6 protein-coding genes and 1 tRNA gene are annotated in these 7,421 nt (G+C 38.1%); 6 read left to right on the top strand and 1 reads right to left on the bottom strand.

Annotated features, from left to right (window positions below):
• On the top strand, positions 1 to 2,040 hold a 2,040-nt coding region (locus VKY50_RS04170), incomplete at its 5' end, for a 2-oxoglutarate dehydrogenase E1 component (protein WP_324299163.1).
• 63 nt (positions 2,041 to 2,103) lie between these two features.
• A complete protein-coding gene (odhB, locus tag VKY50_RS04165; protein ID WP_324299161.1) occupies positions 2,104 to 3,330 on the top strand; it encodes a 2-oxoglutarate dehydrogenase complex dihydrolipoyllysine-residue succinyltransferase in 1,227 nt (408 codons plus the stop codon).
• 417 nt (positions 3,331 to 3,747) lie between these two features.
• Here odhB and VKY50_RS04160 read toward each other — a convergent pair whose 3' ends face one another.
• On the bottom strand, positions 3,748 to 4,188 hold the full coding sequence (locus tag VKY50_RS04160) for a retropepsin-like aspartic protease (RefSeq protein ID WP_324299159.1): 441 nt from the start codon (positions 4,186 to 4,188) through the stop codon (positions 3,748 to 3,750).
• A 51-nt stretch (positions 4,189 to 4,239) separates the two neighbouring features.
• Between VKY50_RS04160 and VKY50_RS04155 the strand changes: the two genes are divergently transcribed.
• The 4 genes from VKY50_RS04155 to VKY50_RS04140 all read left to right on the top strand — a co-directional run bounded on the left by VKY50_RS04155 (position 4,240) and on the right by VKY50_RS04140 (position 7,372).
• Positions 4,240 to 5,007 (top strand): TatD family hydrolase, encoded by a 768-nt coding sequence (locus VKY50_RS04155; protein ID WP_324299157.1) that lies wholly within the window; start codon positions 4,240 to 4,242, stop codon positions 5,005 to 5,007.
• A gap of 60 nt (positions 5,008 to 5,067) precedes the next feature.
• On the top strand, positions 5,068 to 6,198 hold the full coding sequence (locus VKY50_RS04150) for a 1-acyl-sn-glycerol-3-phosphate acyltransferase (RefSeq protein WP_324299155.1): 1,131 nt from the start codon (positions 5,068 to 5,070) through the stop codon (positions 6,196 to 6,198).
• Entirely contained in the window at positions 6,195 to 7,214 is a 1,020-nt protein-coding gene (locus VKY50_RS04145; protein ID WP_324299153.1) for an asparaginase, read from the top strand. Before VKY50_RS04150 ends, VKY50_RS04145 begins: the two co-directional genes overlap by 4 nt.
• A gap of 70 nt (positions 7,215 to 7,284) precedes the next feature.
• Positions 7,285 to 7,372: transfer RNA gene (locus tag VKY50_RS04140), tRNA-Ser, on the top strand.
• The last annotated feature ends 49 nt before the right edge of the window (positions 7,373 to 7,421 follow it).

Genomic DNA, 7,421 nt, shown 5'->3' with positions numbered 1-7,421 from the left:
TTGACCAATATCTTCGGAAAAGCGGCCAAGGATATCTTTAGTGAATTCGAAGGAAAAGATTACGAGCAACAAGTTTTCGATGGAGATGTAAAATATCACTTGGGATGGACCAGTGATCGTCAAACGGACAATGGCAAAAGGATAAATATGAACATTGCTCCCAACCCTTCACACCTTGAAACGGTGGGTGCAGTTGTAGAAGGTATCACGCGAGCAAAACAAGACAGACACTTTAGGGACGATTACTCTAAGGTACTTCCCATTGTCGTTCACGGCGATGCAGCCATTGCTGGTCAAGGTATTGCCTACGAGGTGGTGCAAATGGCACAACTCGATGGATATAAAACAGGTGGTACTATTCACATAGTGGTAAATAATCAAATTGGTTTTACAACCAACTACTTGGATGGACGCTCATCGACCTATTGTACAGATGTTGGGAAGGTGACCCTTTCTCCTGTACTTCATGTCAATGCAGATGATGCAGAAGCGGTGGTCCATGCTGCTACTTTTGCGTTGGATTATCGCATGCGATTTCAAAGGGATGTCTTTATAGATTTATTAGGTTATAGAAAGTACGGTCACAACGAGGGTGATGAACCAAGATTTACCCAACCCAAGTTGTACAAGGCTATTGCTAAACACAAAAATCCTAGAGAAATCTACGCGCAAAAGCTGATCGAGCAAGGCGTTATTGATGCTGAGTATGTTAAAAAATTAGAAGCGGATTATAAAGCTATTCTAGAGGAAGAGCTTGAGGATTCTAGAAAAGAGCAAAACACGATTATTACACCTTTTATGCAGGACGAGTGGAAAGGATTTGTGCCTGCTCAAGAGGATCAGATGTTGGCTCCAATAGACACCGCATACCCTAAGGAAAAACTTGAAAAATTAGCCAAGAAAATTACCACTTTGCCTAAGGATAAAAAGTTCTTGCGTAAAATTGAAAGGCTGGTAAGTGAGCGAAACAAAATGTTTTTCGAGACTGATAAGTTGGATTGGGCCATGGGAGAACTATTGGCCTATGCTTCCTTACTTGAAGAAGGATTCGCTGTTCGATTCTCTGGTCAGGATGTGGAAAGAGGAACGTTCTCCCATAGACATGCCGTGATAAAGGTGGAAGATTCGGAAGAAGAAATTGTACTTTTAAATAGATTAGATGAGTATCAGAATGCACATTTTGACATTTATAATTCTTTACTATCAGAATACGGAGTTGTAGGCTTTGATTATGGATATGCTATGGCATCTCCAAATACGCTTACAATTTGGGAGGCTCAATTTGGTGACTTTAGTAATGGGGCACAAATAATGATCGACCAGTATATTTCATCAGCAGAGGATAAATGGAAATTACAAAATGGATTAGTAATGCTACTTCCACATGGTTATGAAGGTCAAGGGGCAGAGCATTCCTCAGCGCGTATGGAAAGATACTTGCAATTGTGTGCTAAGGATAACATGTTCGTAGCGGATTGTACTACGCCTGCCAACTTATTCCACCTACTTAGAAGACAGATGAAGGTTAACTTTAGAAAACCATTAATTGTATTTACTCCTAAGAGTTTATTGAGACACCCAAAAGCGGTCTCAACGGTAGATGAATTTGTAAATGGAAGTTTCCAAACTGTCATTGATGATGTAGATGCCCATGTGAAGGAAATTAAATCCGTAGTGCTTTGTACTGGAAAGTTCTATTACGATCTTTTGGATGCTAAAATTGAACGTAATCGAGCGGATGTCGCACTTGTTAGATTGGAACAATTATTTCCGTTACCTGTAAAGAAGATCAAAGCAATTTTGGCAAAATACACCAATGCTGAAGAGGTTGTATGGGCGCAGGAAGAGCCTAGAAATATGGGGGCTTGGAGTCATTTATTACTGCATTTTGAAGAAGCTAGAAACTTCAGAGTTGCCTCTCGAAGATTCTATGCTGCACCTGCTGCAGGAAGTACCACTAGGAGTAAGAGAAGACATGCACAAGTGATTGATTATGTCTTTGATAAAACCCAAGACAATATGGTTCGCAAACCAAAATAAGATTATATTTACATAGTAAAACTGGTATAAAAGACTAAAAAAATAAAACTAAATTTAGAAACAATGGTTTTAGAAATGAAAGTGCCCTCACCAGGGGAATCCATTACAGAGGTAGAGATTGCAGAATGGTTGGTTCAGGACGGGGATTATGTTGAAAAGGATCAGGCGATCGCTGAGGTCGACTCAGATAAAGCAACTCTAGAATTACCTGCGGAGGCAAGTGGAGTAATCACATTAAAAGCAGAAGAAGGAGATGCAGTAGCGGTAGGAGAAGTGGTTTGTTTAATCGACACTTCTGCAGCTAAACCAGCGGGTGATACACCGAAAAAAGAAGAAAAGGAAGAACCAAAGCCTGAACTTCCAAAGCAAGAGAAAAAAGAGGTAGAACAGCCTGCTGCTGAAACACAAACGTATGCCAGTGGAACTGCTAGTCCTGCTGCTAAAAAAGTGCTTGTCGAAAAAGGTATTGACCCTAAGGATGTAAAGGGTACTGGTAAGGATGGACGAATTACTAAACAAGACGCTGTAAACGCAGTGCCTTCTATGGGAACTCCTGGTTCTGCTAGTCGAACTTCTTCTCGAACTAAACTTTCGATGTTGCGAAGAAAAGTAGCAGAACGTCTGGTTTCAGTGAAAAACGAAACTGCGATGTTGACTACTTTTAATGAAGTAGATATGAGCGCTATTTTCCAGTTGAGGGATCAGTATAAAGAGGAATTTAAATCCAAACATAACGTCGGCTTAGGCTTTATGAGCTTTTTTACTAAAGCTGTGGTGAGAGCCCTAGAGCAATTCCCAGCGGTCAATTCCATGATCGACGGAAAAGAGATGGTAAGCTATGATTTCTGTGATGTTAGTATTGCAGTATCAGGCCCTAAAGGGTTAATGGTTCCAGTGGTACGAAATGCGGAGAATTTGAGTTTCAGAGGGATTGAAGCTGAAATAAAAAGATTGGCAATTCGTGTAAGAGATGGTGAGATCACTGTGGATGAAATGACTGGTGGAACATTTACCATTACAAATGGTGGGGTGTTTGGTTCGATGCTTTCTACCCCAATTATTAATCCACCTCAAAGTGCTATTCTTGGAATGCACAATATTGTGGAGCGTCCAATTGTCAGAGATGGCGCTATAGCAATTGCACCTATTATGTATGTAGCCTTATCTTATGATCACAGAATAATCGATGGAAAAGAGTCTGTAGGATTTTTAGTAGCTGTAAAAGAAGCTTTGGAAAATCCTCAGGAGCTCCTTATGGATGGTAATGTTAAAAAGGCATTGGAGTTATAAGAAATTCAATTAATTTTTGACCGATAAACGGTTGATACGATATAAAAACGCCCAGCACTACTTGTTATTTGTAGTCTGGGCGTTTTAAATTTAGTAGGCCAGTGAAATGATTACTTGAATCGTGTCACAGTATCATAAATAGTAGTATGTTGATTAAGAATGTTATGATAATCAAACAAAAGATACTGCTGGTGATGATACGTTCTTGTTGTCGGTTAGTGCGAAGAAGTTGGTGTTGGTTGGCTGTTGTTTTCATCATTGTTATATAATTTGCAGGTGTAAAATTGCAATAAATCTCATTGGAAGTCAATAGGGAAAATCACCCTATTTTAAGGGGGGTGTTTGCTAAAGTTTTAGGAAAATTTACAACATGCCCGCTTGGTATAAAGATAAAACCTTGAAAAAGTAATGCCTTTTTTAAGGTTTTAAGAAAACTGCTTTCTTGTGGTAATCAATGATTGCTTTCGATTTTTTTAAAATATCTGCTCCAATAATGCCATGTACTGGAAGGGCTTCATGCCTGATAAGGGCATTATTGACATGGGAGAGGTCGAAAAGAACAATTTTAATTTTTTTATGGAACCATTTGGAGATTTCAATGCTATTTTTCTTGGAGATTTGAGTGAGCATGTTAGAGGCACCAGCACCAGAGGCTTTTATTTCAGATTCTTGAGTGCGCAACTTAAAATGTTCAACACTATCCATCCCAACACAGGTGCTTGAGGCTCCTGTATCGAGAATAAATCGACCTTCTATACCGTTTATTTTTGCAACTATTTCCAAGTGATTTGTTTTAGTGATAGTTAAAGGAACTCTTATATATCCTTTGTCGTGAAGGAATTTTTTCAAACTCTGCATTGAAATCTAATTTTGTACAAATATAGCCGTTTAAACTGTTACTTTTGCAGCATGATTTTAACAGATACACACACCCATTTATATAGTGAAGCTTTTCAGGAGGATAGGGATCAAATGATCCAACGTGCCTTGGATCTTGGTATTAAACGATTTTTTATACCAGCAATTGATTCCACATATAATCAAGCTATGTTTGATCTAAAAAAGCGTTATCCGGAGAACGTTTACCTTATGTCAGGTCTTCATCCAACCCATGTTAAAGAGAATTACATAGAGGAACTCGAGACCGTAAAGAGACTTTTATCCCAACATTCTTTTGTAGCTATTGGTGAGATCGGAATCGACCTATACTGGGATAAAAGTTTTTTAAAACAGCAGCAATATGCCTTTAGGGAGCAAATTAAATTAGCCAAACAATATCACTTGCCCATTGTGATCCATTGCAGAGATGCCTTTGATGAGGTTTTTGAAGTTTTAGAAATGGAAAAGGGGGGGGATTTATTTGGGATTTTTCACTGTTTTACAGGTACACTTGAACAGGCTAAACAGGCTATTGGCTATCAAATGAAATTAGGAATAGGCGGGGTTGCTACCTTTAAAAATGGTAAAATTGATCAATTTTTGAATCAATTAGATATTTCAAATATCGTTTTGGAGACAGACGCTCCTTATTTAGCACCAGTTCCCTATCGAGGTAAACGAAATGAAAGTGCCTATTTATTAGAAGTTGCGGCCAAGTTAGCTGCCATTTATCAAATGCCTTTGGAGCAGGTTGCACAGATAACAACTGAAAACTCTAAAGAAGTTTTTGGAGTTTGATATTGGTTTGAAAAGTTTAATGGACTAAATTTTGTTCCTTTGTCAAAAAGTTAAGTAGACGTGATTACTATTGATGATATTCGGCCTTATTTAGATGCCGAGGTAAATGACGCACTCGAAAAAGGGCTGAATCATCCGATGATTCAGGCCTTATTACAGTTTACATTCCCAGATAAGTCCTGGGATGAAATCTCTGAATTAGTGCGCTCGTGTAACTCTATACAAGATTTCCAGTCTAAAGTCATATACAGGAGTGTTCGAACTGTAATTGAAAAAAGTTCTGAAGGCTTCACAACTTCAGGTTTCGATAAATTAGATCCCAATCAGGCATATCTATATATTAGTAACCATCGTGATATTATACTAGATACTTCACTTTTGAATGTTGCCTTATTAGAGCATGAGAAAATCATGACAGCATCCGCTATTGGAAATAATCTCGTTAAAAAACCCTTTCTGATGGAACTTGCTAAGCTAAATCGAAGTTTTCTCATCATGAGGGATCTCCCGCCAAGAGAAATGCTTAAGACTTCCAGAATGGTTTCTCAGTATATTGGTCACCAGCTGCATAAGGAAAATAGGTCTGTGTGGATAGCACAAAAGGAAGGAAGAACCAAAGATGGCAATGATCTCACACAACAAGGGGTTTTAAAAATGATTGCTTTAGCTCATAACGGTCTATCTGTAATGGAATATTTTAAGAGTTTAAAGATCGTCCCGATATCCATTTCATATGAATTTGATCCCACGGATGTGTTGAAGATCCCTGAACTGATGGCCAAACACCACGATATAGCGTATGTGAAATCCAATAATGAAGATTTCAACAGTATTCTCAAAGGTGTAACAGGACAAAAAAAGCGAATTCATATCAGTGCTGGTTCAGTAATGGATGCCGAACTCGATGCTATTGGACGCAGTGGTGAAACATTAAATAGGCAATATCAATTGTTGGCTGACCAAATCGATCAACAAATACATAAGAATTATCACCTATGGCCTTCCAATTACATGGCATATGATATGTTGTACAAGGTGGATACCTTCAAAGACCGTTACACTGAAAAGGAAAAGCGCCAATTCCAACGCAGAATTCATAGACGTGTTGAGGGCAATAACAAAATAGCCCTCCATAATTATTTACTTATGTATGCAAACCCAGTGGTGAACCAGTTAAACCTAGAATCATGATTCCTAAAATTCTGTTGATATATACAGGAGGTACCATTGGTATGGTGAAGGACTTTGAAACAGGCGAACTTCGAGCGTTTGATTTTGACCAGTTATTAAGCAGAATTCCAGAACTTACCCAATTGGATTGTGAGATACACAGTATGTCTTTTGAATCACCCATTGATTCATCCGATATGAATCCTGAATGCTGGGTAAAAATTGCAGAAACGGTCGAAGATCATTACGATCAGTTCGATGGGTTTGTCGTTTTACATGGGAGTGATACGATGAGTTATTCTTCCTCTGCTTTAAGCTTTATGTTGGAAAATCTATCTAAACCTGTAATATTTACAGGTTCGCAGCTTCCTATTGGAGACCTGCGAACTGATGCTAAGGAAAATCTTATTACCTCTATTCAAATTGCGTCGCTACAAAATAAGGGAGTAGCCGTCATAAAAGAGGTTTGCTTATATTTTGAATATAAGTTGTATCGTGCGAACCGTACCACAAAAATTAATGCGGAACATTTTGAGGCATTCTCATCATTGAACTATCCAACCCTTGCAGAGAGTGGAGTTCATCTTAAGGTTCATCATGAGTATTTGTTAAAGCCTAAAAAAAAGAGACTAATAGTTCATAAAAATCTCGATCCTAATATTGCTCTAATAAAATTGTTTCCAGGAATAACGGAAAACATGGTTAAATGTATTTTGACTAATCCAAGAATTAAAGCTGTCGTATTAGAAACCTATGGTGCTGGGAATGCTCCCACGGTAAAATGGTTTGAAAAAGCATTAAAAAATGCCATTGAATCGGGAAAAATAATTGTAAATGTTACACAGTGTTCTGGTGGAAGTGTTATAATGGGACGTTATCAGACGAGTTCTCACCTTAAAAATTTAGGAATTATTAGTGGAAAAGACATTACGACCGAGGCAGCACTTGCCAAACTCATGTTTTTATTGGGCAGTAATATTGAGGCTAAAGTGTTCAAAACCATATATGAAGCTTCATTAAGAGGAGAAATGAGTTAAAATTAACTACATATATTTTAAGAACTAAAAAAAAATTCGTTATTTGGCGCCCTAAAGCTATTGAAATTACAGAGAGGTGGCCGAGTGGTCGAAGGCGCACGCCTGGAAAGTGTGTATACGTCAAAAGCGTATCGAGGGTTCGAATCCCTTCCTCTCTGCTGTAGTTTTAATGTTTAATAACATTTTTTTTTTATATTTAACCCTATT

The organism is Galbibacter sp. (assembly GCF_035306585.1).
GTDB lineage: Bacteria > Bacteroidota > Bacteroidia > Flavobacteriales > Flavobacteriaceae > Galbibacter.
The sequence above is the reverse complement of the archived record's forward strand: the minus strand, read 5'-3'. Positions and strand labels throughout refer to the sequence as shown.

Excerpts from the sequence above, each read along its gene's own strand:
- odhB (WP_324299161.1), top strand. The coding sequence starts at position 2,104 with ATGGTTTTAGAAATGAAAGTGCCCTCACCAGGGGAATCCATTACAGAG.
- VKY50_RS04160 (WP_324299159.1), bottom strand. The coding sequence starts at position 4,188 with ATGCAGAGTTTGAAAAAATTCCTTCACGACAAAGGATATATAAGAGTT.
- VKY50_RS04155 (WP_324299157.1), top strand. The coding sequence starts at position 4,240 with ATGATTTTAACAGATACACACACCCATTTATATAGTGAAGCTTTTCAG.
- VKY50_RS04145 (WP_324299153.1), top strand. The coding sequence starts at position 6,195 with ATGATTCCTAAAATTCTGTTGATATATACAGGAGGTACCATTGGTATG.